Here is a 25,440-nt window from a genome sequence, read left to right as displayed (position 1 = left end):
TGGGCGAATGCGCGCCCACTCCTCCCCTCCTCCTCACCGAGAGCAGTGCGCCGGTTCCACCGGCCCACAGAAGGACACTGCACATGTCTGTGGACATCACCCCCGAGTTCAACCCGCTGAGGTTGAGCTTCGACCGCCGGTTGAACCGGATCGCCGGGCCCAGCGGGCTCGTCATCTTCGGCGTGACCGGCGACCTTTCCCGCAAGAAGCTCATGCCAGCGGTGTACGACCTCGCGAACCGCGGCCTCCTCCCGCCCGGCTTCGCCCTCGTCGGATTCGCTCGGCGCGATTGGGACGACCAAGACTTCGAGCAGGTCGTCCATGACTCGGTCAAGAAGCACGCGCGCACCGAGTTCCACGAGGAGGTCTGGGCGCAACTCGCGCAGGGCATCCGCTTCGTGCAGGGCGAGTTCGACGATCCGGAGGCGTTCGCGCGTCTGAAGACCACGGTCGACGAGCTCGACCGCGAGCGCGGGACGAACGGCAACTTCGCCTTCTACCTCTCGATCCCCCCAAAGTCCTTCCCGCAGGTCACCGAGCAGCTGCGCAACTCGGGTCTCGCCGAGCAGAAGGACGGCCAGTGGCGCCGCGTCGTCATCGAGAAGCCGTTCGGCAGCGACCTGAAGACGGCCCGCGCACTCAACGATGTCGTCGAGTCGGTCTTCCCCCCCGACTCTGTCTTCCGGATCGACCACTACCTCGGCAAGGAGACGGTCCAAAACATCCTGGCGTTGCGCTTTGCCAACATGATGTATGAGCCGCTCTGGAACTCGAACTACGTCGACCATGTCCAGATCACTATGGCCGAGGACATCGGTGTCGGCGGTCGTGCCGGCTATTACGACGGCATCGGAGCGGCGCGCGACGTCATCCAGAACCACCTCCTCCAGCTGCTCGCGCTTACCGCTATGGAGGAGCCGATCTCGTTCGACGCGGCCGACCTCCGCGCCGAGAAGGAGAAGGTGCTCGCGGCTGTCCGCCTCCCCGCCGACCTCTCGAGCGCGACCGCTCGCGGGCAGTACGCCGGCGGGTGGCAGGGCGGGGAAAAGGTGCTCGGCTTCCTCGACGAGGACGGCATGAGCCCCACCTCGACCACCGAGACCTACGCCGCCATGCGCCTGGACATCGGTACCCGCCGCTGGGCCGGCGTCCCGTTCTACCTGCGGGCCGGGAAGCGCCTCGGTCGCCGTGTCACCGAGATCGCCGTCGTGTTCAAGCGCGCACCGCAGCAGCTCTTCGCCGAGAGCCAGACCACGTCGCTCGGCCAGAACGCGCTCGTCATCCGCGTGCAGCCCGACGAGGGCGTCACCATGCGCTTCGGCTCCAAGGTGCCCGGCGCCGGGATGCAGGTGCGTGACGTGACGATGGACTTCGGCTACGGCCACGCCTTCACGGAGGCGAGCCCCGAGGCCTACGAGCGCCTCATCCTCGACGTCCTGCTGGGCGAGCCGCCGCTGTTCCCCCGGCACGAGGAAGTCGAGCTGTCCTGGAAGATCCTCGACCCGATCGAGGAGTTCTGGGCCACGCAGGGCCAGCCCGAGCAGTACCGCCCCGGAACCTGGGGCCCCGATTCCGCCGACGAGCTCCTCGCCCGCGACGGCCGCACCTGGAGGCGCCCATGATCGTCGATCTGCCCGACACCACGACGAGCGAGGTCTCGAAGACCCTCGTCAAGATCCGCGAGGAGGGCGGCGCCGTCGCCCTCGGCCGCGTTCTGACCCTCATCATCGCGACCTCCCGGGGTCACGAGGAGGAGGCCATCGAGGCCGCCAACGATGCGTCCCGCGAGCATCCGATGCGCGTCATCGTGGTCTCGAAGGATGACGGCACCACCACGGTCCCGGTCGACGCGACCGCCCGAGTCGATGCGCAAATCCGGGTCGGAGGGGACGCCGGCGCGAGCGAGGTCGTCGTCCTGCGCCCTTACGGCGATGCGGCCGTGGACGAGGAGAGCCTGGTCACGGGCCTGCTCCTCCCCGATGCTCCCGTCGTCGCCTGGTGGCCGAACAGCGCGCCCGAGAACGCCTCGATGTCGCCGATCGGCCGTATCGCGACCCGGCGCATCACCGACGCCTCGGCCCAGGCGAACCCGGCGGAGGCGCTGCATCACCTGGCCTCCACCTACGCACCCGGTGACACTGACTTCGCCTGGACCCGCCTCACGCTCTGGCGGGCGCAGCTCGCCGCCGTTCTCGATCAGCCGCCGTACGAGCCGATCACCGCCGTCGAGGTCTCGGGCGCTCCCGACTCGCCCTCGACGATCCTGCTCGCCGCCTGGCTGCAGCTCGAGCTCGACATCCCTGTCGACCACGAGCTCACGATCAGCGCGACCGGATCCAGCGGGATCCACGGCGTGCGGCTCATCCGCGACTCCGGGGTCATCGAGCTTGAGCGCTCCGTCCCCGACATCGCGACGCTCACACAGCCCGAGCAGCCGGTACACGACATTTCGCTCCCGCGCCGCAGCCTCCGGGACTGCCTGGCGGAGGAGCTGCGCCGCCTCGACCCGGATGACCTGTACGGTGAAGTGATCTCGCGCGGGGTCGACATGCTTACTGAGAAGGCCGGGGCCCGCAGCGCTTCCTAAGGCACGGGCGCCTGTCTCGGGTGCCCTGCCTCAGAGCGTCCCGACACCGGAGCCGAACCCCGCCGGTCGGCTCCCGAACCCGAAGGAGACCCCCGATGACCACCGAACGCCGCGTGCTGGTCCACCGCGACAAGCAGACCCTCGCCGGCTCGGTCGCCGCACGGTTCCTGACCAAGACGATCGACGTCCTCGACGACCTGGGGTCGGCGAACGTAGTGCTCACCGGAGGGAGCATGGGGGCCGCGACGCTCGCGGAGATCGCCTCCTCCTCCGCCGCCGGGAACGTTGACTGGTCCCGTGTGCACTTCTGGTGGGGCGACGAGCGCTGGGTGCCGCGCGGTCACGAGGACCGCAACGACGTCCAGGCCCGCGATCTGTTCCGCGTCCTCGACGTACCTGCCGCGAATGTGCATTCGTATCCGGCATCGGACGAAGGCATGGACCTCGACGGGGCCGCCGCTGCCTACGATGCCCAGCTGAGGGAGTACGCCTCCGAGGGCCGCGAATACCCGCGATTCGACATCACCTTCCTCGGTGTCGGACCGGACGGGCACATCGCTTCGCTCTTCCCCGAGCGCTCCGCGATCCGCTCGAGAACTCCTGGGGTGCTCGCGGTTCGCAACTCCCCCAAGCCGCCGCCCGAGCGCCTGACGCTCACGCTGCCGCTGATCAACCAGTCGGACCGCATCTGGATGGTCCTCGCCGGCGCCGATAAGGCGTCGGCTCTCGGACTCGCACTCGCGGGTGCCAATACGAACGAAGTCCCCGCCTCGGGTGCGTTCGGGCGCAAACGTACGGTCTTTTTCGTCGACCAGGAGGCTGCGGCCGAGGTCCCGGAGTCACTCATCGCCCCGAGCTACTGAGGCTTGGATCCCCGGTGCCGGAGGGCCCGTCCCCGAGGGGGCCTTCCGGCATTCTGCTGTCCGTGAGGATCAGGAGGGAGTGGCGGTTCCTCGGCGGGCGCGCAACTGCTGCAGCGCCTCCTCGAGGAGCTGCGCCGCCTCGGCCTCCGTGCGGCGCTCTTTCACATAGGCGAGGTGAGTCTTGTACGGCTCGGCCTTCGCGACCTGGGGCGGGTTCGCCTGGTCGCGGCCTGCCGGGAGACCGGACTGCGGGGAGTCGATCACCTCCGGGATCTCGTCATCGGGGAGCGCCGCCGAGAAGTGGCGCACCGTCTCGTTGCCGAGAGCGTCCCAGTAGGAGACCGCGACGCGTTCCGCGTGGAAGCCCCGGTCCTGCTCGCCCATCGGTCCCGCGCCGACGCGCGAACCGCGGATTGCACTGCCGCCTGATGCCATTGCGAGTACCCCTATGCTCCGGTGGTGAACTTGGTGATGAGGCCGAGCACCACGATGCAGGCCAGCCAGATGAGGCCGAGGACCACGGTGATGCGGTTCAGGTTGCGCTCGGCGACACCCGAGGCGCCGAGGTTGGAGGTGACTCCGCCCCCGAACATGTCGGACAGACCGCCGCCGCGCCCCTTGTGGAGCAGGATCAGCATGGTGAGCAGGAGGCTCGTGATGCCCAGGATGACCTGGAGCACGACCTGGAGGATGTCCACGCGGTACCTTTCGAAGTTCTTGCGCCTTGCGCGCCCCGACGAGTATAACGGCGCCTGCGAATCCCCGAGGAATGCGTCGTCCCGTGTTCGGGCCGAGGTATACGGGCGGGTCTTCTCCGCAGTCCTCGAGGGGGTGGAGAGGCTGGCCCCCGTCGCGGTGCCCTCCCGCGCCCCTGCGGAGCGCCCGCCAGGCCCGGCCAGGCCCCGCGACGAGGCCACCCCCTCCACCCGGTCCGGATCACCGAGAGGATCTTCAAGCTTTCTCCTCGAGGACCCGTTCGCAGCCGTGCAAGGCGAACCGGTGATCCGCGTTCCAGCGGATCCTCGTAGCCGAACGTGATCCGCTCTCAGGAGCGCACCACGCGACCGGGCCGACCGCGCCACGCCGCGCAGGAAGCGGCGTGGACGAGGAAAGGGCGGGCCCGAGGGGCCCGCCCTTTCCTCGCACCAGTTCAGACCCCGACGTGGTTCCGGAATCGTGCGATCGCGGCGAACTCGTCGACCTGAAGGCTGGCGCCTCCGACGAGCGCACCGTCAATGTCGGGCTCGCGCATGAAGCCGGCAATGTTGCCGGACTTCACAGAGCCGCCGTAGAGAATGCGAGTCTTCGCGGCAGTGTCGGCGCCAAGGATGTCGGCGACCACTCCGCGCAGGGCCTTGCAGACCTGCTGGGCCTGCTGGGGCGTCGCAGCCTGGCCGGAGCCAATGGCCCAGACCGGCTCGTAGGCGACGACGAGGTCCGCGTCCGCGGGGAGGCCCGCGAGAGCCTCCTTCAGCTGCGCGACCGGCACGGCCGAGGGGCCGTGCTTCTCGAGGTCCTCCGCGGTCTCGCCGACGCAGAGGATCGGGGTGACGCCGTGCTTGAGCGCCGCGGCCGACTTGGCCGCGATGTCCGCATCCGTCTCACCGTGGAGCGTGCGCCGCTCGGAGTGGCCGACAATCACGTAGTCGCAGTCGAGCTGCTTCAAGAACTGGCCCGAGATCTCACCGGTGTAGGCACCGCTGTCGAACCTCGAGACGTCCTGCGCACCGTACTTGAGCGGCAGCTTGTCCGAGTCGACGAGGATCTGCACCGGCCGGAGGTCGGTGAACGGCGGGAACACCGCGACTTCGACGCCGTCGAAGTCGTGGTCGGCGTCTTTGAGGCTCCACGCGAGCTTCTGAACGAAGGCGATGGCCTGGAGGTGGTCCAGGTTCATCTTCCAGTTGCCGGCGATGAGCGGGGTGCGGGCAGTGCTGTCTACCATCCGAGGACCTCCAGTCCGGGGAGGCGCTTGCCCTCGAGGAATTCAAGGCTCGCTCCGCCTCCCGTCGAGATGTGGCCGAACTGGTCGTCCCGGAAGCCGAGCGCGCGCACGGCGGCGGCGGAATCGCCTCCTCCGACAACGCTGAGCCCGTCGACCTCAGTCAGCGCCTGCGCGACGGCCTTCGTGCCGGCCGCGAACGGCTCGAGCTCGAAGACGCCCATCGGGCCGTTCCAGAACACCGTCTTGGACGCCGCGATGATCTCGGCGAAGCGCTTCGCGGTGTCCGGTCCGATGTCGAGGCCGAGGCCCTTCTCACCGAACGGGGTGCCCTCGATCGCATCGGCCGCAGTGATCTCGTGCTCGGCGTCGGGGCCGAACGTCGAGGCCACGACGACATCGGTGGGTAGCACGATCTCGACCCCGAGCTCCTTCGCCTTCGCGAGGTAGCCGAGCACAGTGTCGATCTGGTCCGCCTCGAGCAGACTCGCGCCGACCTCGTGACCCTGGGCCTTGAGGAAGGTGAAGAGCATCCCGCCACCGATGAGGATCGAGTCGACCTTGGGCAGCAGGTGCTCGATCACACCGAGCTTGTCCGACACCTTCGAGCCGCCGAGGACGACAGCATAGGGGCGCTCGGGCTTCTCCGTCAGACGCTCCAATACCTCCGACTCGGCCGCGATCAGCGTGCCAGCGGCGCTGGGGAGCAACTGCGCGAGCTCGTAGACGCTGGCCTGCTTGCGGTGGACGACTCCGAAGCCGTCGGAGACGAAAGCGTCGCCGTAGGCGGCGAGCTTCTCGGCGAAGGCGCGGCGCTCGGCCTCATCCTTGCTCGTCTCGCCGGGGTTGAACCGCAGGTTCTCGAGGACGACGACCTGGCCGTCCTCGAGTGCGTCGACAGCCGCTGACGCCGATTCGCCGACCGTGTCCGCCGCGAAGGACACCGGAGCATCGAGCAGCTCGCCGAGGCGGGCGGCGACGGGAGCGAGGCTGTACTTCGCCTCGGGCCTCCCCTCGGGGCGCCCGAGGTGGCTCACGACCACGACTCGGGCCCCCTCGGCGACCAGACGCTGGAGCGTGGGCACCGACGCACGCACGCGGCCGTCGTCCGTGATCGTTCCGTCCTTCAGGGGGACGTTCAGATCGCAGCGCACGACGACGCGCTTGCCTGCGAGGGAGCCCAGTGAGTCCAGAGTGCGGAACGTCACTGCGCGCAGCCCTTAGAGCTTGCCGGCGACGAACTCGGCGACATCGACGAGGCGGTTGGAGTAGCCCCACTCGTTGTCGTACCAGGAGGCGACCTTGACCTGGCTGCCGATGACCTTGGTGAGGCCCGAGTCGAAGATCGAGGAGTGCGGGTCGGTCACGATGTCGCTCGAGACGATCGGGTCCTCGGTGTACTTGAGGATGCCCTTGAGGTCGCCCTCGGAGGCCGCCTTGTACGCCGCATTGATCTCCTCGACGGTGGCGGGCGTGGTCAGCTCGACGGTGAGGTCGGTGATCGAGCCGGTCGGGACCGGGACGCGCAGGGCGTAGCCGTCGAGCTTGCCGACGAGTTCCGGGATGACCAGGCCGAGGGCCTTGGCGGCACCCGTCGAGGTCGGGATGATGTTGACCGCGGCGGCGCGCGCGCGACGCAAGTCGCTGTGCGGGCCGTCCTGCAGGTTCTGGTCGGCGGTGTACGCGTGGACCGTGGTCATCAGGCCGCGTTCGATACCGAAGTTGTCGAGCAACACCTTGGCGAGCGGCGCGAGGCAGTTCGTGGTGCAGGACGCGTTCGAGATGATGTCGTGCGTCGCCGGGTCGTAGGTGTTCTCGTTGACGCCGAGAACCAGGGTCGCGACGTCACTGCCGGTGGCGGGAGCGGAGACGATGACCTTCTTGGCGCCCGCGGCGATGTGCTTGCGCGCATCCTCCGACTTGGTGAAGCGGCCGGTCGACTCGATGACGACGTCGACTCCCAGCTCGCCCCAGGGCAGGTTCGCGGGGTCGCGCTCCTCGAGGACGATGATCGGCTTGCCGTTGACGACGATGCGATCGCCGTCGAGCTCGACGGTCGCGTCGAGGCGGCCCGTGATGGAGTCGTACTTCAGGAGGTGCGCGAGGGCCTTGTTGTCGGTGAGGTCGTTGACCGCGACGATCTCGAGGTCGCTGCCCTTGGCGAGGGCCGCGCGGAAGAAGTTACGGCCGATACGGCCGAAGCCGTTGATGCCGATCTTGACGGACACAGATATCTCCTGATGAGGACAGGCACCTCAACGGTGCAGTGGAGGGGTGGAAGCCGGCGAGCGAGGCATCCCGGGCGCGGGGCCCGGGACGCCGAGATCGCTACGACAGTAGCAGCAGACCCGAAGTCCGCTCGCGGGCCTTGTCGAAGCGCGCGGACACGTCGGCCCAGTTCACAATGTTCCAGAAAGCCTTGACGTAGTCGGCCTTCACGTTGACGTAGTCGAGGTAGAAGGCGTGCTCCCACATGTCGAGCAGGAGGACCGGCACGGTCGCCGCGGCGAGGTTGCCCTGGTGGTCGTACAGCTGCTCGATGATGAGCTTCTCGCCGAGCGAGTCCCAGGCGAGGATCGACCAGCCGGAGCCCTGGATGCCGAGGGCCGATGCGGCGAAGTGCGCGCGGAACTTGTCGAACGAGCCGAAGTTGTCGTCGATCGCCGCGCCGAGCTCGCCGACCGGCTTGTCGCCGCCGTCCGGCGAAAGGTTGTTCCAGAACACGGTGTGGTTCACGTGACCGGCGAGGTTGAAGGCGAGGTCCTTCTGGAGCTTGTTCACGTTCGCAAGGTTCTCGCTGTCGCGAGCCTCCTGCAGCGCGGCAAGGGCGGTGTTCGCCCCGGTCACGTACGTCGCGTGGTGCTTGTCGTGGTGGAGCTCCATGATCCGCCCACTGATGTTCGGCTCGAGGGCCGAGTAGTCGTAGGGCAGTTCGGCGAGCGTGTAATCAGCCATGTGCGATCTCCTGTTCGTGGTCGTCGCTCCCGTGCGACCCGCCGACGTCTCGGCGTCCTCCGCGAGGCGGAGGAAGAGGGCCGGGAGTGTCCTGAGCGACCCGATCAGTCTAGCGAGGGGCCCCTGTGACGTTCGGAGGGCTTGCGCTGTTCGACCAGGGGACACTCAGCGTTCGCCTTGTTGCGCGGGCCCGGTCGCCGGCTCTACAGGTCCTGCAGTTCGGCGGGAAGGTTCGCGTCGGTACCGGGAATGTCGAGGTCCGAAGCACGCTTGTCGGCCATCGCGAGCAGTCGGCGGATTCGACCGGCCACGGCGTCCTTGGTCATCGGCGGATCGGCGTGATGGCCGAGCTCGTCCAGGCTCGCATCGCGGTGGGCCAGGCGCAGGCGCCCGGCATAGCGGAGATGCTCGGGAATGTCATCGCCAAGGATCTCCATCGCGCGGTCCACTCGCGCGCACGCGGCGACGGCGGCCTGGGCGGAGCGGCGCAGATTGGCGTCGTCGAAGTTGACGAGCCGGTTCGCGGTCGCACGGACCTCGCGGCGCTGGCGCAGCTCCTCCCAGCTTGCAACGGTCGCGGTCGCCCCCATCAGGGTGAGCATCGCGCTAATGCTCTCGCCATCGCGGATGATGACGCGGTGCACGCCGCGGACCTCGCGGGACTTGGCCTGGACGCCGAGGCGTCCCGCCGCTCCGACGATCGCCATCGCCGCTTCGTTGCCCGGACAGACGACCTCGAGCGCGGCGGAACGGCCAGGGTCGGTCAGGGAGCCCTGCGCGAGGAAGGCGCCGCGCCACAGGGCGGCGAGTTCCTCGCGGGAGCCGGTGGTCAGGCGGTTCGGCAGGCCACGGACGGGGCGGCCGCGCTGGTCGAGCAGACCGGTCTGTCGGGCGAGCGTGTCGCCACCCTCGACGACACGCACGAGCCAGCTCGTGGTCCGGCGCGAGCCGCCGGCCGAGACGATGCTGCCCTCGCTGCGGACGCCGTAGAGCTCGGCGAGGTCGCGGCGCACGCGAGTGGCGAGCGGGGCGGAGTCGAGTTCGACCTCGACCGCGAGGCGGTGGGAGATGATGTGCAGTCCGCCGCAGAAGCGGAGGATGGTCGCCAGTTCGGCGGCACGAACGGTGTTCTTGCGCGGGACGATCGCGACCAGTTCGCCCTTGACGTCTGCGGTGAGGGCCACGGAGTCTTCCTTACGTCGGGTGCGCGGCGGAGCGCGCGGGGATCATTCTCGGCCGAGGTCGCGGTGCGCCACGTTGACGGCGACACCCGGCAGCTCGGCCAGCCGGGCCGCGACACGGCCGGCGACCGCGACGGAGCGGTGCTTGCCTCCCGTGCAGCCGATGGCGATGGTCGCATGGCGCTTGTTCTCGCGCTGGTAGCCGTCGAGCACGGGGCGCAGAGCCCGGGAGTAGGAGTCGATGAACTCCTCTGCGCCCTGCTGGGCCAGCACGTAGTCTCTCACTTCTTCGTCGAGACCCGTGTGCGGACGCAGCTCCGGGATCCAGTACGGGTTCGGCAGGAACCGCGCGTCGGCCACCATGTCGGCGTCGGTCGGCAGTCCGTACTTGAAGCCGAAGCTCATCACCGTGACCTGCAGACCCGCACGACCGGCCTCGGCGAAGCGTTCGGTAATGCTGGTGGCGAGCTGATGGATGTTGAGATCCGAGGTGTCGATGACGATATCGGCCGACTCACGAAGCTGCGCGAGGCGGGTGCGCTCGGCCGAGATGCCGTCCAGGAGAGTACCCCGACCCTGCAACGGGTGCGGCCGACGCACCTGCTCGAAGCGACGGACCAGCGCGGCATCGGTCGCCTCCAGGAACACGACCCGCAGGTCAACTCCAGCGCGCAGCTCACGAACGATGTCGCCCAGGTCCTCGAAGAAGTCGCGTCCGCGGACATCGACCACGGCGGCGATCTTCGGCAGAGTGTCCCCCGCACGCTGGGCGAGGTCGACGAGAGGCCGCAGCATCTGCGGCGGCAGATTGTCGACGACGTACCAGCCGAGGTCCTCCAGCGCATTCGCGGCCGTGGATCGGCCCGCTCCGGACATCCCCGTGACGATCAGCACGTCCTGCTGTTCGCTCTCCGTGCTCATGCGCTCTCCGTGCTCGTGTCTGCTCGTGTCCTGGGTGCAAGGCACCGGTCGCCCTCCCCCGGAGGGCGGGCCTCCAGCCTAGGGCGTGCCCCCGACGGCGGCCCCGTCCGGATGCAGGTGCGCATGGATCGCGCCCGCCAGGGTCGGGCCAATGCCGGTGACCTCGGCGATCTCGGTCTCGCCCGCGTCGCGGAGCCGTGTGACGGAGCCGAAGTGCTTGAGCAGCTCGTGCACGCGCGTGGCGCCGAGCCCGGGCACCTCGGCGAGCTGCGACGAGATGTCGCGCTTGCGTCGCGTCCGCTGGTGCGTGATGGCGAAGCGGTGAGCCTCGTCGCGAATCCGCTGGAAGAGGAAGAGGGCGTCACTGTTGCGCGGCAGGATCACGGGGAAGTCGGAGTCGGGCAGCCAGATCTCCTCGAGCCGCTTGGCGATCCCGCAGAGGGTGATACCCGTCACTCCCGACTCGTCCAGCGCGCGCTGCGCCGCCGCGACCTGGGGCTGACCGCCATCGACGATGAGCAACTGCGGCGGGTAGGAGAACTTGCGCCGCTTGGTCTCACCCGTCTCGGGGTCGACCGCCGCGGGCTCGACCGGCTCGCGCAGATAGGCGAGGCGCCGGGTGAGCACCTGATGCAGCGATTCCGTGTCATCGGTCGACTCGGCGATGGAGAAGCGCCGGTACTGGTCCTTGCGAGCGAGCCCGTCCTCGAACACCACCAGAGAGGCGACGATGTTGGTGCCGCTGAGGTGAGAGACGTCGTAGCACTCCATCCGCAGCGGTGCCTCGCTCATGCCCAGGGCGTCGCGGATGTCCTCGAGCGCCTGGGTGCGGGCGGTGAAATCCGCGGAGCGGCGGGTCTTGTAGAGCATCAGCGAGTGCTTCGCGTTCTGCGTCGCCGTCTCGAGCAGGGCCGCCTTGTCACCGCGCTGAGCCGCGCGGAGGCGGACGTTCGTGCCGCGCAGACCGCTGAGCCACTCCTCGAGCGCCTCGGTGTCCTCCGGCAGCTCCGGCACGACGACCTCCCGGGGCGGGATGTCGCCGGTCTCGTACGCGGCCTGGAGAGCCGTGTCGACGAGCTCCGCCGTACTCATGTCGAGCTCTTTGTCGACGACCCAACCGCGCTCACCACGAATGCGGCCACCGCGGACGCGGAACTGCTGCACGGAGGCGGCGAGTTCGTCGTGCACGATCGCATAGAGGTCGACATCGACGGTGTCCCTGAGTACGACCGCGCTCTTGGCCAGCACCGCGTCGAGGGCCGCGGCCTGGTCGCGCAATTTACCCGCCCGCTCGTACTGCATCGCGCCGGCGGCCTCGCGCATCTCTTTCTCGAGTTCGCCGATCATCCGCCGGTCGTGGCTGCCCATGAAGGCGACAAATCGGTCGACCATCTCGCGGTGCTCGGCGAAGGTGACCCGGTGCGAGCACGGCCCGCCGCAGCGTCCGATCTGTGACGCGAAGCAGGGTTTCCCGCTCTGCATCGCGCGCTTGTAGGTGGAGTCGTTGCAGGTTCTGATCGGGAACGCCTTGATCATCAGGTCGATCGTCTCGTGGATCGCCCAGATCTTTGGGTAGGGCCCGAAGTAGCGGGCCTTCCGAATTTTCGCGTTGCGCGTGACCATCACTCGCGGCGCCTCGTCGCCGAGCGTCACCGCCATGTAGGGGTACGACTTATCGTCGCGGAACTTGACGTTGAACGGCGGGTCGAATTCGTTGATCCAGGTGAATTCGAGCTGGAGCGCCTCGACGTCGGTCCCGACGACGGTCCATTCGACCCCGGAGGCCGAGGTGACCATCCGCCGGGTGCGCTCGTGCAGGCTCGGGAGCGGCGCGAAGTAGTTGCTCAACCGCGCACGGAGGTTCTTCGCCTTGCCCACATACAGCACCCGGCCCCGAGCGTCCCTGAAGCGATACACGCCCGGGAGGGTCGGAATCTCGCCCGGCTTCGGCCGGAAGTCGACTGTGTGCGTCATGCTTCTCGCTCGCGTCAGCCGAGGATCTCGGCGAGGAACAGGCCCGTGTGGCTTCCGTCGGCCTTCGCGACGTGCTCGGGCGTGCCGACGGCCACCACCTGGCCACCACCCGCTCCGCCCTCGGGGCCCATGTCGATTAGCCAGTCGGCCGACTTGATCACGTCGAGATTGTGCTCGATCGTGATGACTGTGTTGCCCTTGTCGACCAGACCGTTGAGTACCATCAGGAGCTTACGGACATCCTCGAAGTGCAGACCCGTGGTCGGCTCGTCGAGCACGTAGACGCTGCGGCCGTTCGAGCGGCGCTGCAGCTCGGTGGCGAGTTTCACGCGCTGCGCCTCGCCGCCGGAGAGCGTGGTCGCGCTCTGACCGAGGCGGACGTAGCCAAGGCCCACCTCGACCAGCGTCCGGAGGAAGCGGTGGATCGCGGTGATCGGCTCGAAGAAGTCGGCGGCCTCGGCGATCGGCATGTCGAGCACCTCGGCGATGTTCTTGCCCTTGTAGTGCACGGTCAGGGTGTCGCGGTTGTAGCGCGCTCCCCCGCAGACCTCGCACGCGACGTAGACGTCGGGCAGGAAGTTCATCTCGATCTTGATGGTGCCGTCGCCCGAGCAGGCCTCGCAGCGTCCGCCTTTGACGTTGAAGCTGAATCGGCCGGGCAGGTAGCCGCGAGCCTTCGCCTCCGTCGTTTCTGCGAAGAGAGTGCGGATGCGGTCGAACACACCGGTGTAGGTGGCGGGGTTCGAGCGCGGCGTGCGGCCGATCGGGTTCTGGTCGACGTGCACGACCTTGTCGAGGTTTTCGAGGCCGGTGACGCGGGTGTGCTTGCCGGGAACCTTTCGAGCCCCATTGAGCTGGTTGGCGAGCACGCGGTACAGGATGTCGTTGACCAGGGTGCTCTTGCCCGATCCAGAGACTCCGGTGACCGCGACGAAGGTGCCGAGCGGGAACTCCGCATCGACCTTGCGCAGATTGTTGGCGTTCGCGCCGACGACCTTGATCATCCGCCTGCGGTCGATCTTGCGGCGCTTCTTCGGGACCTCGATCGCCTTGCGGCCGGACACGTAGTCGCCGGTCAGCGAGTGGGTGTTCTGGAGTAGGGACTCGTAGGAGCCGGAGTGCACGACCTTGCCGCCGTTGACCCCGGCACCCGGGCCGATGTCGACGATCCAGTCGGCGGTACGGATCGTATCCTCGTCGTGCTCGACGACGATCAGCGTGTTGCCGAGGTCGCGCAGCTTGATGAGCGTGTCGATCAGGCGGCGGTTGTCGCGCTGGTGCAGACCGATGCTCGGCTCGTCGAGCACGTAGAGTACGCCGGTGAGCCCGGAGCCGATCTGGGTCGCCAGGCGGATCCGCTGCGCCTCGCCGCCGGACAGGGAGGCGGCGGCGCGCGAGAGGTTGAGGTAGTTCAACCCGACCTCGATGAGGAAGTCGATGCGGGCCCGGATCTCGCGGAGCACCTGCGCGGCGATGTGCGCCTCTCGGTCGGTGAGCTCGAGCCGGCTCATGAAGTCCTGGGCGTCGCCCAGGCTGAGGTCTGCCACATCGGCGATACTCGCGCCGTGCACGAGCACGGCGAGCACCTCTGGCTTGAGGCGCGACCCCTTGCACACGGGGCAGGGCACCTCTCGAAGGAACTCCGCCCAGCGGGTGCGCTGCACGTCCGTCTCGGCCTGGACGAATTGACGCTCGATGTAGGGCACGACGCCCTCGAAGCCGGAGGTGTAGCTCATCTCGCGGCCGTAGCGATTCTTCCACTTGACCTTGACCTCGAAGTTGTCGCCGTGGAGGACCGCCTGCTGCACCTCGGTACTGAGGCGCTTCCACGGGGTGGTCAGTGCGAAGCCGAGGTCGCGCGCCAGACCGTCGAGCAGCTTCTCGTAATACTGGAACAGGCCCTTGCCCTGAGTGGTCCAGGGAATGATGACGCCCTCGGCGATGCTGAGATCGGGGTCGCCAAGAAGCAGTTCGTCATCGACCGACATTCGCGTGCCGAGGCCCGAGCACTCGGGGCAGGCTCCGAACGGCGCGTTGAAGGAAAAGGTGCGCGGCTCGATCTCGGTGAGCGAGATCGGGTGGTTGTTCGGGCAGGACAGCTTTTCGGAGTAGGTGGTCCAGGCACCCTCGCCCTCTCCGTCGACGAAGTTGATCTGCACAATGCCGTCGGTGAGCCGCAGAGCCGTCTCGAGCGAGTCGGTCAGGCGTCCGAGGATGTCGGGGCCGGCGACCAGCCGGTCGACGACGACCGAGATGTCGTGCTTGTACTGCTTCTTGAGCACGGGCGGCTCGCTCAGCTGGATGAGCGTCCCGTCGACCATCGCACGCGAATACCCACCCGCAGTCAGCTCCCTGAAAAGGTCGACGAACTCGCCCTTCTTCTGCGAGACGACAGGGCTGAGGATTTGGTAGCGGGTTCCGGACTCGAGCTCCATCAGCTGGTCGGCTATCTGCTGGACGGTCTGCGCCGAGATCCGCTCGCTGCAAATCGGGCAGTGCGGGATTCCGATGCGGGCCCAGAGCAGGCGCATGTAGTCGAAGATCTCGGTGATCGTGCCGACGGTCGAGCGCGGGTTGCGGTTCGTCGACTTTTGGTCGATCGAGACGGCGGGACTGAGGCCCTCGATGAAGTCGACGTCCGGTCGGTCCACCTGTCCGAGGAACTGGCGAGCATAGGCGGAGAGCGACTCGACGTAGCGCCGCTGGCCCTCGGCGAAGATCGTATCGAAGGCGAGGGACGACTTACCGGAGCCCGACAGACCGGTGAACACCACCATCGAGTCGCGCGGGATCTCGAGGTCGACGTTCTGCAGGTTGTGCACCCGCGCGCCGCTCACCACCAGCTTCGACGTCGTCTCGTCGAGCGAGGAGACGAAGCGGTGAAAGGAGGGAGAGGGGGTGGAGGAGGGGTCCGTAACGGCGTTCAGGATCGGCACTCCGAAAGTGTATGCGGAGCCACCGACATCGCCCGTGGCGTTCGCTGGGCGCTGATCCGCCGGTCCCTCCCTGTGCTGATCAGCCCTGTGCTGATCAGCGCCCTCGATCACGACAGGTGGCCGGCCTTCTCCATCTGCCGCAGCTCGCGCTTGAGCTCCTGGACCTCGTCGCGTAGGCGGGCTGCAAGCTCGAACTTGAGCTCGCCCGCCGCCTGAAGCATCTGCCCGTTGAGGTCCGAGATGATCGCCTCGAGGTCGTTGCCACCGTTGGCTGCCAGTCCCTGCCTGCGCAGGTTCGGCGTGGGACTCTTCTTTTTGGAGTCGCGGCCGGCGAGCAGTTTGGCGGTATCGGCCCCCTCCCGGGCGAGGGCGTCGGTGATGTCGGCGATCTTCTTGCGCAGCGGCGTCGGGTCGATGCCGTGGTCGAGGTTATAGGCCACCTGCTTCTCGCGCCGTCGGTCGGTCTCATCAATCGCGAGCCGCATCGAGTCGGTCACCTTGTCCGCGTACATGTGCACCTCGCCCGAGACGTTGCGGGCGGCGCGGCCGATGGTCTGGATGAGCGATGTCGACGAACGGAGGAAGCCCTCCTTATCGGCGTCGAGGATCGCCACGAGCGACACCTCGGGTAGATCGAGGCCCTCGCGCAGCAAATTGATACCGACCAGCACGTCGTACACGCCGGCGCGCAGCTCCGAGAGGAGTTCGACTCGACGCAGCGTGTCGACATCGGAGTGCAGGTACCGCACGCGGACACCGGCCTCGGTGAGGAAGTCGGTCAGCTCCTCCGCCATGCGCTTCGTCAGCGTCGTGACGAGCACGCGCTCGTCGCGCTCAGTACGCCGCGTGATCTCCTCGAGCAGGTCATCGATCTGGCCCTTGGTTGGCTTGACGACGATCTCGGGATCGATCAGCCCGGTGGGGCGGATGATCTGCTCGACGATGCCGTCGGCGATCCCCATCTCGTAGCGGCCTGGAGTCGCCGAGAGGTACACCGTCTGGCCGACGCGGGACGTGAACTCCTCCCACTTCAGCGGCCGATTATCCATCGCCGAGGGTAGGCGGAAACCGTGCTCGACCAGCGTGCGCTTGCGGGACGCATCGCCCTCGTACATCGCGCCGATCTGCGGCACGGTGACGTGCGACTCGTCGATCACGACGAGGAAGTCGTCTGGGAAGTAGTCGAGCAGGCAGTGCGGGGCCTCGCCCGACTCGCGGCCGTCGATATGGCGGGAGTAGTTCTCGATGCCGGAGCAGAAGCCGATCTGCTGCATCATCTCGAGGTCAAAGGTGGTGCGCATGCGCAGTCGTTGGGCCTCGAGCAGCTTGTTCTGCTTCTCGAGATCGGCCAGACGCACCTCGAGTTCCTGCTGGATGGTGTCGATCGCTCGATGCATGACGTCCTGGCTGGCGACGTAGTGCGAGCCGGGGAATACCGAGACGGACTCGAGCTTGCGAACAATGTCGCCGGTGAGCGGATGGAGCGTGTACAGCGCCTCGATCTCGTCGCCGAACATCTCGATCCGAATCGCGAGTTCCTCGTACATGGGGATGATCTCGATCGTGTCGCCCCGCACCCGGAACGTCCCGCGGGCGAAATCGACGTCGTTCCGTGCGTACTGCATCGAGACGAACTTGCGGATGAGACGGTCGCGGTCCACGCGCTGGCCCACCTGGAGTGCCACCATCGCCTCGAGGTACTGCTCCGGCTGGCCGAGGCCGTAGATGCAGGAGACGGTGGAGACGACGATCACGTCCCGGCGGCTCAGGAGCGAATTGGTGGTGGAGTGCCGCAAGCGCTCGACCTCGGCATTGACCGAGCTGTCCTTCTCGATGAAGGTGTCGGTTTGCGGGACGTATGCCTCGGGCTGGTAGTAGTCGTAATACGAGACGAAGTACTCGACCGCGTTGTTCGGAAAGAGTTCACGGAACTCATTGGCCAGCTGTGCGGCGAGCGTCTTGTTGTGGGCGAGCACGAGAGTGGGACGCTGAACGGCCTCGACAAGCCACGCGGTCGTCGCCGACTTGCCGGTTCCGGTGGCGCCGAGCAGCACGACATCGGTCTCGCCGGCGTTGATTCGGGCGCTCAGATCGGCGATGGCGGCGGGCTGATCACCGCTCGGCTTGTATTCGCTGATGACCTCGAACGGGTGCACGGCACGGGTTGGCTCCATAATCCGAAGCGTAGCCGTGACCACCGACACCGGGCTCGTCCTGCGCTGGAGGCGAACGTGGGGTGCGAGCGTCGGGGATTCCGGCGGTTCGATTCGCAGGGGATATGTGCTCTGCGACGACGCCCAAGCGGAGGAGAGCGCTCCATTCGCCGGAAGACCTGTGAATCGCACGCCTCCCTGCAAATCGGACGGCGGCTGGGCGGGCGGCCCGGTCAGCGCGTTACGTGCTGCCAGAGCGCGTCGGTTCGGGCGAGCGTCTCGTCGAGGGTTCCGGAGGAGTCGATCACGACGTCGGCGAGAGCCAGGCGCTCCTCGTCGCTCGCTTGCGAGGAGACGCGGGCGCGCGCCTGCTCCTCCGTCATCCCCCGCAACGCGACCAGCCGCTCGATCCGGGTCCGCTGCGGTGCGTGCACGACGACCACCTCGTCGAACTCCCGCGCGCCGCGACCCTCGGCCAGCAGCGGAACGTCGTAGACGACCACGACGTCGGGATCCGCCGCGGCCGCCTCAGCGAAGAGGCGCTGCGAACGGAGGGTCACCGCAGGGTGGGTGATGGCGTTCAGGTCGGCGCGCGCCACCGCGTCCGAGAAAATGATCGTGCCGAGTGCCGCACGGTCGAGCGCGCCGTCGGAGCGGATCACAGCCGGCCCGAACCGCTCGATGATCGCCGCCAGCGCGGGCTCCCCCGGCTCGACGACCTGCCGGGCGAGGACGTCGGCATCGACGACCACGGCTCCGTGATCGGCGAGACGGCGGGCAACGGTGGACTTGCCCGAGGCGATACCTCCGGTGAGGGCGAGGAGATGCACCCGGCCACCCTACCCAGCCGAGCCGTCGCCCCGGAGACGCCGAACGGCCGGCCCCGAGGAGACCGGCCGTTCGATGCGACGTGCTCGCGATCAGTTGTTGGAGGACAGCTTCTCGCGCAGCGCTGCGAGCGACTCGTCGTCGGCGAGAGTGCCGCCGGTGGTCGCCTCGCTGGTGAAGTCGGCGCCGACCGAGACGCCCTCGGAGACGGTGGCCGCCTCCTCCTGCGACTTGGCGACCTGAGCCTTGTGGGCTTCCCAGCGCGCCTGAGCAGCGGCGTACTCCAGCTCCCAAGCCTCGCGCTGAGACTCGAAGCCCTCGCGCCACTCGTTGGTCTCGGGGTCGAAGCCCTCGGGGTACTTGTAGTTCCCCTGGTCGTCGTATTCCGTGGCCATGCCGTAGAGCGCCGGGTCGAACTCGGTGCCCTCCGGGTCGACGCCCTCGTTCGCCTGCTTGAGCGAGAGGGAGATGCGGCGACGGTCGAGGTCGATGTCGATGACCTTGACGAACACCTCTTCGCCGACCGACACGACCTGCTCGGCGAGCTCGACGTGCTTGCCCGACAGCTCCGAGATGTGGACGAGGCCCTCGATGCCGTCCGCGACGCGAACGAACGCACCGAACGGGACGAGCTTCGTGACCTTGCCCGGCGCGACCTGTCCGATCGCGTGGGTGCGGGCGAAGACCTGCCACGGGTCCTCCTGCGTCGCCTTGAGCGAGAGCGACACGCGCTCGCGGTCGAGGTCGACCTCGAGGATCTCGACGGTGACCTCCTGGCCCACCTCGACAACCTCGGAGGCGTGCTCGATGTGCTTCCAGGAGAGCTCGGAGACGTGGACGAGACCGTCGACGCCGCCGAGGTCGACGAACGCACCGAAGTTGACGATCGAGGACACGACACCCTTGCGGACCTGACCCTTGTGCAGGTTGTTCAGGAACGTGGTGCGGCTCTCGGACTGCGTCTGCTCGAGGAGCGCGCGACGCGACAGGACAACGTTGTTGCGGTTCTTGTCAAGCTCGAGGATCTTCGCCTCAATCTCTTGGCCGAGATACGGCGTGAGGTCGCGGACGCGACGCAGCTCGATGAGCGACGCCGGGAGGAAGCCGCGGAGGCCGATGTCGACGATGAGACCGCCCTTGACGACCTCGATGACCGAGCCGGTGACGACGCCGTCCGACTCCTTGATCTTTTCGACGTCGCCCCACGCGCGCTCGTACTGTGCACGCTTCTTCGAGAGGATCAGCCGACCCTCCTTGTCCTCCTTCTGGAGAACGAGGGCTTCAACGCTGTCGCCCACGTTGACGACCTCGGACGGGTCGACATCGTGCTTGATGGAGAGTTCGCGCGAGGGGATGACGCCCTCGGTCTTGTAACCAACGTCGAGGAGGACCTCGTCGCGGTCGATCTTCACGACGGTGCCTTCGATGAGGTCTCCGTCGTTGAAGAACTTCAGAGTCTTTTCGACCGCGGCAAGAAAGTCTTCAGCAGACCCGATGTCGTTGATCGCGACCTGCTTGGTTGCCTTGTCGGTCGTTGCGGTTGTCATTAAGGGATGCTCCAGGATGGATGGTTCTCGGGCGGTGGCCACCTGCGAGCCTCGCGGCTCGGCGGAGTGGTGGCCACTGCGGTGATGAGGGATGTGCCTCCGGCCCGGAAGCGGCGCTCGTCAGACCGGGAACCGGTCCTCCTCACGCGCCGCAGGCACGGCGGCGCCACACATGTGACAGCTGAGTTTACCAACCCGGTCGGGTGCACGGCAATCTCGGCGCGCCCGTCCCGGGCTCGGAATCTGAGGTCAGCCGGCGAGGCTCGTGCGGAGCGTGTCAAGACCGACACCGCCGAGATCGAGCGCTCGCCGGTGGAAGGCCGCGAGCGAGAAGCCCGCGCCCTCACGGGCCTGGGCCTGGTCGCGCAGCTGCTCCCAGATCCGCTGACCGATCTTGTAGGACGGGGCCTGCCCCGGCCAGCCGAGGTAGCGGTTCACCTCAAAGTGCACGAAGGCGTCGTCCATGGTCACGTTGGCGCGCAGGAAATCGAGAGCGGAGTCCGCGGACCAGGTGCTGCCGGAGCCGGGCATCGGCTTTTGCAGGTGCACCCCGATGTCGAGGACGACGCGCGCCGCGCGCATCCGCTGGCCGTCGAGCATGCCCAGGCGGTCGGCCGGATCGTCGAGGTAGCCCAAGCTCTCCATCAGCCGCTCCGCGTAGAGGGCCCAGCCCTCGGCGTGACCGGACGTGCCTGCCAGCTGACGGCGCCAGGTGTTCAGCCGGGCGCGGTTGTGCACCGCCTGCCCGATCTGCAGGTGATGCCCGGGGACGCCCTCGTGGTAGACGGTGGTCAGCTCGCGCCAGGTGGCGAACTCGGTGACGCCCGCGGGGACCGACCACCACATCCGGCCCGGGCGCGAGAAGTCGTCGCTCGGCCCGGTGTAGTAGATGCCGCCCTCCTGGGTCGGCGCGATACGGCACTCGAGGCGGCGCACCTCCTCCGGGATATCGAACGCGGTGCCGGCGAGCTCGCGCACCGAGCGGTCGCTGGTCTCCTGCATCCAGGCCTGCAGCGCGTCGACACCGTGCAGCGTCCGCGACGGATCGGCCTCGAGGTGGGTGATCGCCTCGGCGACGGAGGCGCCGGGCAGGATCTCGCGCGCGATCGCCTCCTGCTCGGCCGTCATCCGCGCCAGCTCCTCGATCCCCCACTCGTAGGTCTCGTCGAGATCGACGACGGCCCCGAGGAAGCGGCGCGAGTGCAGCGCGTACAGCTCCCGGCCGACGGCGTCCTGCTCGGTCGCGGCGGGCGCGAGCTCGCTCCGGAGGAACTGCGCGAGCAAGCCGTAAGCGGCTGAGGCGCGACGGGCACCGTCCTCGAGCCGCTGCGCGAGCGAGGCGGGCAGCGAGCCGGCGGCGGGAGCGGCCTCGGCAGCCAGCTGGGCGAAGAATCCGCGGGGCGCGGCAATCGTGCGGGCCTGCTCTGCGACGAGCTCGACCTGCCGACGAGCAGGAACCACTCCGGAACGGATCCCCGCACGCAGGGTCTCGGCGTAGCCCTCGAGGGCGGCCGGCACGGCCAGCAGCCGCTCGGCGACCGCGTCCCAGTCGGCGACCTCGTCGGTCGGCATCAGGTCGAAGACGTCCCGCACCCCCTGGGCAGGGGACGCGATCACGTTGATGTCGCGCAGTGGCAGGCCCGCATCGTACCCCTCGAGGGCGAGGCGGAGCTCGGCGCCCAGGTCGGCGACGGTCACGCGGTCGACCTCGTCGGCGGGCTCGGCTGCCTCCAGCTCGGCGAGTGCGGAGGCTGTCGCGGCCCGCGCGCGCTCGAGGCCGATCGGTGAGTAGTCACCCAGACGGCCGTTCGCCTCGGCGCGCCCGATGGCGGTGCCGAGGGTGGGGTCGAGGTCGACGAGCGTGTCGACCCAGCGCTCGGCGACGGCGTCGATGGCGGTGGGTTCGCGGGGAATGTCGGTGGTCATGCCTCCGAGCCTAGCCAGGCCGTGCAGCCGGATCAGTGCGCCGCGACGTCCCAGTCGGCGCCGTGGCCCACCTGCACCTCGAGCGGCACGCTCAGATCGGCGGCCCCCGCCATCCGGTCGCGGACGATCGCCTCCAGCGGCTCCTCCTCGCCGGGAGCGACATCGAAGATCAGCTCATCGTGCACCTGGAGAAGCATGCGCGAGCCGAGACCGCGCTCGTCGAGGTCGGCCTGCACGCCGATCATCGCGCGCTTCATGATGTCGGCGGCCGAGCCCTGGATGGGCGAGTTCAGCGCTGCGCGCTCGGCGTTGTCGCGGAGCACGCGGTTGGCGCTCTGCAGGTCGGGGAACGGGCGGCGGCGCCCGAAGATCGTCTCGGTGTAGCCCGTCTCGCGGGCCTGCTCGACGACGCTGCGGAGGTAGTCCCGCACGGCGCCGAAGCGGACGAAGTAGTCGGTCATCAGCTGCTTGGCCTCGGCGCTCGAGATCCGAAGCTGCTTGGACAAGCCGAAGGCGCTCAGGCCGTAGGCGAGACCGTAGGACATCGCCTTCACCTTGTTGCGCATCGCGGAGGTGACCTCGCCCGGCTCGACACCGAAGATCCGCGAGCCGACAAACCGGTGCAGGTCTTCGCCGGAGTGGAAGGCCTCGATCAGCCCCGCGTCGCCGGAGAGGTGCGCCATGATCCGCATCTCGATCTGCGAGTAGTCGGCGGTGAGCAGCGTGCTCGCCTCCGCTCCGTGCACGAAGGCGGTGCGGATGCGGCGACCGACCTCGCTGCGGACGGGGATATTCTGCAGGTTCGGATCGTTCGAGGAAATGCGGCCGGTGGCGGTGCCGGTCTGGTCGTAGCTCGTGTGGATCCGGCCGTCGACGGTGACCGACTTCTCGAGGGTCTCAATGATCTGCTTGAGCTTGGTCGCGTCGCGGTGCTCGAGCAGTAGCCCGAGGAACGGGTGCGGATGCGACTCCTGGAGGTCGGCCAGGGCGGATGCGTCGGTCGTGTAGCCCGTCTTCGTCGCCCGGGTGCGCGGCATGTCGAGTTCCTCGAAGAGGACCTGCTGCAGCTGCTTCGGCGAGCCGAGGTTCATCTCGTGTCCGATCTCGGCGAAGGCGCGGCTCGCGAGGTCGGCGGCCGAGGTGGTCAGCTCGCCCCGGAGGCGCGCGAGTACCTCGGCGTCGATCGCGACACCGGCGAGCTCCATCGTCGCCAGCACCTGCACGATCGGCAGCTCGATGTCGACGAGCACCGACAGCATTCCCTCGCCCAGACGCTCGCGGAGCGGCTCGACGAGCCGATAGGCGTACCAGGCCTCGGTCGCCGGGCCCATCGGCTCGACGGTGGGGACGAGCTGGTTCGGGTCTCCCTGCGCCATTGTCTCGTCGAGGTGCTGCGCGACCTGGGCGGCAAGGGTCGCCGGGTGGCCGGTGGGCTGCAGGAGCCAGGAGGCGACGCGGGTGTCGAACTCCAGTCCCGCGACGGGGAGGCCGGCGCGGCGCAGCGCCTTGATCTGGGGCTTGGCGTCGGCGAAGTACTTGGGCGCGCGGCCGGCCAGCCATTTTTCGAGCGCGGTGTAGTCGGGCCGCTCAGCGGCCCAGGGCACGAACGCCGTCTCCTTCTCGACGGCGAGGCCGACGCCCTCCAGCCCGCCGGCTCCGAGCTGCACCTGAACGGCGACGGGCGCGGTGCCCTGCGCCGAGACGCGATCGAGCCAGTGCGCGAGCTCCTCGTCGACCAGGGTGCGGACGGCGGGGGCTGAGGTCGTGACCACATCGCCCGCCAGGGCTGCGGCGGCGCCGTCGACGCCCTCCTCCGCGGCGATCGTCAGTACCCGCTCCTGGAGCGTCTTGAACTCGAGGCGGCTGAAGATCTCGCGGACCGCGTCCGGATCAATCGGCCGCCGGGTGAGGTCGTGCGGACCGAGCGGCAGCTCGACGTCGGTCACCAGGCGGTTGAGGCGGCGGTTGCGGAGTGCGTTCTCCTTCTGCTCGCGGAGCTTCTCGCCGACGACGCCCTTGATCTCGTCGGCGTGGGCGATGATGTCGGCCACCGTGCCGTACTGAGTGACCCACTTGGCGGCCGTCTTGGGGCCGACTTTGTCGACTCCGGGCAGGTTGTCGCTGGTCTCACCGACGAGAGCCGCGATCTCGGGGTACTGGTGCGGCTCGACGCCGTACTTCTCGAACACCTTGTCGCGGTCGTACCGCGTGAGCTGGGAGACGCCCTGGGTGGAGGGGTAGAGCAGGGTGACCTCGGGCGTCACCAGTTGGATGGTGTCGCGGTCGCCCGAGACAACCAGCACCCGGAAGCCGGCCTCGGCGCCCTGGCGAGCGAGGGTGGCGAGGATGTCATCGGCCTCGAAATCCTCCTTCGAGACGGTGCGGATGTTCATCGCGTGCAGAGCCTCCTCCAAAAGGGGGACCTGGCCCTTGAATTCGGGCGGGGTCTCACCGCGGGTGCCCTTGTACTCGGGGTACTCCCGGGTGCGGAACGAGTAGCGGGAGATGTCGAACGCGACGCCGAGGTGGGTCGGCTTTTCGTTCTTCAGCAGCAGGATCAGCATCGACAGGAAACCGTGGATGGCGTTCGTGTGCTGGCCCTCGCGGGTCTGGAAGCTGTCGACCGGGAGAGCGTAGAACGCCCGGAACGCCAAGGAATGGCCGTCGACGAGCAGGAGGGTAGGCTGTTCCGGATCTGACACACGGCCAGACTACACAGCGCCTCCGACACCGGATCGGCCCGCTCGCGCTCGCCGGTCAGGGCCGCTCCGAGGCTCCAGCACGAGGAGCGACGTGACCGAGCCGACCCCCAGCACGACCGCCTGGATTCGCCCGCCCGGACTCGACCTGGTCGCCGAGATCGGCCGCGGCATGGGCGAGCTCGCCGAGCGGATGGGGATCCTCTGGCACGAGCTCACGCCGCAGCACTCGGTCGCCTCGATGCCGGTCGAGGGCAACCGGCAGCCGGTCGGCATCCTGCACGGCGGCGCGCATGTGGTGCTGGCGGAGTCGATGGGGTCGATCGCGGCGAACGTGCACGCGGGCGAGGGGCGGCTCGCGATGGGCATCGAGCTGAACGCGAGCCACAGCCGCTCCGTCCGGTCGGGCTTCGTGATCGCCACCTGCGACGCGCTCCACCTCGGCTCCACCCTCGCCACGCACGAGATCGTCGTCCGCGATCAGGAGGGGCACCGCCTTTCCACCGTCCGGATCACCAACATCATCCGCCGCGCCCGGTGACGCAGCACACTCAGCCCCTAGCGCGGGAGCGGAGGGTGAGAAGTACGCCGAGGACGGCGACGACGCCCGCGGTGAACAGCGAGGCGGCCGGCGCGCCGGAGGGCGGTGCCAGGCGCTGCCGCAGCCAGACAGCCCTCCGCTGTCCGACGGCGGGACCACCCGCGGGACAAACGCCAGAAGTACCAGGCCGGCGATGAGCACGACGCTCGGCGCGGTGAAGCCGCGCACCGCCCGGGAAGATTCAACGAGCAGGAGGAGCACCAGAGCGGCTGTGCAGGAGGAGGACTCCCGCCCTCGTCCGGGCGGAGACCGTAGCACCGGAACGCGCGGCGTTGTCAAGCGACAGCGCGCGACTGTGGCCGTCCCCGCGCAAAGGGCGACACTGGG

The 25,440-nt window shown here is 68.3% G+C and carries 19 protein-coding genes; 4 read left to right on the top strand and 15 right to left on the bottom strand.

What is annotated here, in order from left to right:
• The first annotated feature begins 83 nt into the window (after nt 1–83).
• The 3 genes from zwf to pgl all read left to right on the top strand — a co-directional run bounded on the left by zwf (nt 84) and on the right by pgl (nt 3,450).
• Complete coding sequence (gene zwf / locus C1O28_RS05680) at nt 84–1,622, top strand: glucose-6-phosphate dehydrogenase (RefSeq protein ID WP_097166010.1); 1,539 nt, start codon at nt 84–86, stop codon at nt 1,620–1,622.
• Nucleotides 1,619–2,587, top strand: coding sequence for a glucose-6-phosphate dehydrogenase assembly protein OpcA (locus tag C1O28_RS05675; RefSeq protein WP_097166011.1), 969 nt, complete (start codon nt 1,619–1,621; stop codon nt 2,585–2,587). The genes zwf and C1O28_RS05675 overlap by 4 nt, the downstream gene beginning before the upstream one ends.
• A 95-nt stretch (nt 2,588–2,682) precedes the next feature.
• Nucleotides 2,683–3,450 (top strand): 6-phosphogluconolactonase, encoded by a 768-nt coding sequence (pgl, locus tag C1O28_RS05670; protein ID WP_097166012.1) that lies wholly within the window; start codon nt 2,683–2,685, stop codon nt 3,448–3,450.
• A gap of 69 nt (nt 3,451–3,519) precedes the next feature.
• Here the strand turns inward: pgl and C1O28_RS05665 are convergent, their stop codons facing one another.
• The 15 genes from C1O28_RS05665 to polA all read right to left on the bottom strand — a co-directional run bounded on the left by C1O28_RS05665 (nt 3,520) and on the right by polA (nt 24,515).
• Nucleotides 3,520–3,885, bottom strand: coding sequence for an RNA polymerase-binding protein RbpA (locus C1O28_RS05665; protein WP_097166013.1), 366 nt, complete (start codon nt 3,883–3,885; stop codon nt 3,520–3,522).
• An 11-nt stretch (nt 3,886–3,896) separates the two neighbouring features.
• Nucleotides 3,897–4,148 carry a preprotein translocase subunit SecG gene (gene secG, locus C1O28_RS05660; protein ID WP_097166014.1) on the bottom strand — a complete coding sequence of 84 codons (252 nt, stop codon included), beginning with the start codon at nt 4,146–4,148 and terminating at the stop codon, nt 3,897–3,899.
• 452 nt (nt 4,149–4,600) lie between these two features.
• Nucleotides 4,601–5,395, bottom strand: coding sequence for a triose-phosphate isomerase (gene tpiA, locus C1O28_RS05655; RefSeq protein WP_097166015.1), 795 nt, complete (start codon nt 5,393–5,395; stop codon nt 4,601–4,603).
• Nucleotides 5,389–6,600, bottom strand: coding sequence for a phosphoglycerate kinase (locus tag C1O28_RS05650; RefSeq protein ID WP_097166016.1), 1,212 nt, complete (start codon nt 6,598–6,600; stop codon nt 5,389–5,391). The genes tpiA and C1O28_RS05650 overlap by 7 nt, the downstream gene beginning before the upstream one ends.
• Before the next feature lie 12 nt (nt 6,601–6,612).
• Nucleotides 6,613–7,620 carry a type I glyceraldehyde-3-phosphate dehydrogenase gene (gene gap / locus C1O28_RS05645; protein ID WP_097166017.1) on the bottom strand — a complete coding sequence of 336 codons (1,008 nt, stop codon included), beginning with the start codon at nt 7,618–7,620 and terminating at the stop codon, nt 6,613–6,615.
• Nucleotides 7,621–7,720: 100 nt separating this feature from the next.
• Nucleotides 7,721–8,347: a superoxide dismutase gene (locus C1O28_RS05640; RefSeq protein ID WP_097166018.1), complete on the bottom strand. Its 627-nt coding sequence runs from the start codon at nt 8,345–8,347 to the stop codon at nt 7,721–7,723.
• A 203-nt stretch (nt 8,348–8,550) separates the two neighbouring features.
• A complete protein-coding gene (gene whiA / locus C1O28_RS05635) occupies nt 8,551–9,531 on the bottom strand; it encodes a DNA-binding protein WhiA (RefSeq protein ID WP_097166019.1) in 981 nt (326 codons plus the stop codon).
• Nucleotides 9,532–9,573: 42 nt separating this feature from the next.
• Entirely contained in the window at nt 9,574–10,449 is an 876-nt protein-coding gene (gene rapZ, locus C1O28_RS05630; protein ID WP_097166020.1) for an RNase adapter RapZ, read from the bottom strand.
• Between the two features lie 78 nt (nt 10,450–10,527).
• Nucleotides 10,528–12,423, bottom strand: coding sequence for an excinuclease ABC subunit UvrC (gene uvrC, locus C1O28_RS05625; RefSeq protein WP_097166021.1), 1,896 nt, complete (start codon nt 12,421–12,423; stop codon nt 10,528–10,530).
• 14 nt (nt 12,424–12,437) lie between these two features.
• Nucleotides 12,438–15,263, bottom strand: coding sequence for an excinuclease ABC subunit UvrA (uvrA, locus tag C1O28_RS05620; protein WP_243392038.1), 2,826 nt, complete (start codon nt 15,261–15,263; stop codon nt 12,438–12,440).
• A 203-nt stretch (nt 15,264–15,466) separates the two neighbouring features.
• Nucleotides 15,467–17,533 (bottom strand): excinuclease ABC subunit UvrB, encoded by a 2,067-nt coding sequence (uvrB, locus tag C1O28_RS05615; RefSeq protein WP_097166022.1) that lies wholly within the window; start codon nt 17,531–17,533, stop codon nt 15,467–15,469.
• Between the two features lie 212 nt (nt 17,534–17,745).
• Nucleotides 17,746–18,342, bottom strand: coding sequence for a dephospho-CoA kinase (gene coaE, locus C1O28_RS05610; protein ID WP_097166023.1), 597 nt, complete (start codon nt 18,340–18,342; stop codon nt 17,746–17,748).
• Nucleotides 18,343–18,432: 90 nt separating this feature from the next.
• Nucleotides 18,433–19,887: a 30S ribosomal protein S1 gene (gene rpsA, locus C1O28_RS05605; protein WP_097166024.1), complete on the bottom strand. Its 1,455-nt coding sequence runs from the start codon at nt 19,885–19,887 to the stop codon at nt 18,433–18,435.
• A 249-nt stretch (nt 19,888–20,136) separates the two neighbouring features.
• Nucleotides 20,137–21,813, bottom strand: coding sequence for a DUF885 domain-containing protein (locus C1O28_RS05600; protein ID WP_097166025.1), 1,677 nt, complete (start codon nt 21,811–21,813; stop codon nt 20,137–20,139).
• A 32-nt stretch (nt 21,814–21,845) separates the two neighbouring features.
• Nucleotides 21,846–24,515, bottom strand: coding sequence for a DNA polymerase I (gene polA / locus C1O28_RS05595; RefSeq protein ID WP_097166026.1), 2,670 nt, complete (start codon nt 24,513–24,515; stop codon nt 21,846–21,848).
• A 91-nt stretch (nt 24,516–24,606) separates the two neighbouring features.
• Between polA and C1O28_RS05590 the strand changes: the two genes are divergently transcribed.
• Nucleotides 24,607–25,053, top strand: a complete 447-nt coding sequence (locus C1O28_RS05590) for a PaaI family thioesterase (RefSeq protein WP_419866643.1) — start codon at nt 24,607–24,609, stop codon at nt 25,051–25,053.
• The last annotated feature ends 387 nt before the right edge of the window (nt 25,054–25,440 follow it).

It is taken from the genome of Rathayibacter rathayi (assembly GCF_004011095.1).
GTDB lineage: Bacteria > Actinomycetota > Actinomycetes > Actinomycetales > Microbacteriaceae > Rathayibacter > Rathayibacter rathayi.
This window is presented reverse-complemented; position numbering and strand designations above follow the sequence as displayed.

Coding starts and splice junctions, on each gene's coding strand:
- zwf (WP_097166010.1), top strand. CDS start 84: ATGTCTGTGGACATCACCCCCGAGTTCAACCCGCTGAGGTTGAGCTTC.
- C1O28_RS05640 (WP_097166018.1), bottom strand. CDS start 8,347: ATGGCTGATTACACGCTCGCCGAACTGCCCTACGACTACTCGGCCCTC.
- C1O28_RS05665 (WP_097166013.1), bottom strand. CDS start 3,885: ATGGCATCAGGCGGCAGTGCAATCCGCGGTTCGCGCGTCGGCGCGGGA.
- pgl (WP_097166012.1), top strand. CDS start 2,683: ATGACCACCGAACGCCGCGTGCTGGTCCACCGCGACAAGCAGACCCTC.
- tpiA (WP_097166015.1), bottom strand. CDS start 5,395: ATGGTAGACAGCACTGCCCGCACCCCGCTCATCGCCGGCAACTGGAAG.
- uvrB (WP_097166022.1), bottom strand. CDS start 17,533: ATGGAGCCAACCCGTGCCGTGCACCCGTTCGAGGTCATCAGCGAATAC.
- uvrC (WP_097166021.1), bottom strand. CDS start 12,423: ATGACGCACACAGTCGACTTCCGGCCGAAGCCGGGCGAGATTCCGACC.
- rpsA (WP_097166024.1), bottom strand. CDS start 19,887: ATGACAACCGCAACGACCGACAAGGCAACCAAGCAGGTCGCGATCAAC.
- C1O28_RS05600 (WP_097166025.1), bottom strand. CDS start 21,813: ATGACCACCGACATTCCCCGCGAACCCACCGCCATCGACGCCGTCGCC.
- C1O28_RS05675 (WP_097166011.1), top strand. CDS start 1,619: ATGATCGTCGATCTGCCCGACACCACGACGAGCGAGGTCTCGAAGACC.
- rapZ (WP_097166020.1), bottom strand. CDS start 10,449: ATGAGCACGGAGAGCGAACAGCAGGACGTGCTGATCGTCACGGGGATG.